This is a genomic window from Rhodococcus sp. NPDC059968 (genome assembly GCF_042738615.1).
In the GTDB taxonomy this organism is placed as follows: domain Bacteria; phylum Actinomycetota; class Actinomycetes; order Mycobacteriales; family Mycobacteriaceae; genus Rhodococcus_F.
In genome coordinates, this window is record NZ_JBHWUE010000283.1 from 1 (window position 1) to 1,262 (window position 1,262).

At 67.2% G+C, this 1,262-nt stretch carries 1 protein-coding gene; it reads right to left on the reverse strand.

Features of this window, described 5'->3' with window-relative positions; translation table 11 throughout:
• Positions 1-67: 67 nt before the first annotated feature.
• A partial coding sequence (locus ACFWAY_RS53855; RefSeq protein ID WP_378516551.1) for a M24 family metallopeptidase occupies positions 68-1,262 on the reverse strand: 1,195 nt, incomplete at its 5' end.

Genomic DNA, 1,262 nt, shown 5'->3' on the forward strand with positions numbered 1-1,262 from the left:
CACCGCCCGCATCCCATCTTCCCGGTGTAGCCCGAGCGGGTCGAGTCCCTCGTCTCCGCGGCCGTGATCACGACACCGTCCTGAGCTCCCGCGTGCTGACCGAGAGCGTTTCGGCGCCGGTCGGCGTGACGACGAGCGTGTCCTCGACCATCATCCCGCCCCAACCCAGCACGTAATACGGTGTCTCGACACACAGCACATTCCCCGGCTCGAGCACGTGCTTGTCGCCGGGTGCGACGCGGAAGCCCTCGTAGATCTGCATCCCGATCCCGTGCCCGCAGTGATTGCGCCGATACGGCCGCAATCCGGCCTCCTCGACGGCCTCGATGGCGGCGGCGAAAAGATCCGCTGTCCGCAGCCCCGGCCCGCAGATCTCGATCTCGCGCTCCTCACCGCGCCAGATCGCGTGGTAACGGTCGCTCTGCAACGCGGTGGGCTCGCCGATCACCGCGGTCCGACCGATATCGGACCGGTAGCCCTCGTAATCGCAGCTGACGTCGAACCTGAGCAGGTCACCCTCGCGGATGACGGCATTCGTCGGGAACTCGTCGGCCAGTGCCGAACGCTCCCCCGTCGTGAGGGTGATCGAGCGCGGCATCGCACCACCGGCGGCCATCGTCGAACCGACGATGGCGGACAATTCGTTTTCGGTCACACCCGGTGCCGCCGCGGCGATCGCCGCCGTGATCCCGTCTTCGGCCAACCTCGCCGCATGCCGCAACCGATCGACCTCACCGGACAATTTGACGCTGCGCACCTGCTGCAGCCACCCGCTCGCGTTGGCGAACGTCGCGCCAGGCAATGCACTTGCCAGTGCCTTACGCACCTCATCAGCACAATCGTCCTCGTCGACACCGACCACAGACAAAGACGTGGACTGGAGCAGACGGGCGGCGTACTCGACGCCGGCGCCGAGCGAGGCCTGCTGCGGTGCGCACTGCAGTGCCGGATGCTGCTCGGTGACGGAGTCGAAGTAGAACGCGCCGTAGGGGATGTATCGATCAGGGGCGATGCCGCCCGCCACCGCCGGCGCGGCTTCGGCGGTACCCCCGACCAGCAACACCACGGCCGGGGTGACGATCGCGGCCATCCGCTGGCTGCGGCGGTTCGCCCCCGGTGCGCTCCGGTAGCCGGTCGCGTACTGGATGTTCTCGAAACCACAGCACACGATCGCGTCGTAGCTCGATTCCGCAAGCTTGTCCCGCAAGCGGTCCAGCCGCGCCTCGGTGATATCGCCAATGTCCGGTAGTGTCAACGTCATT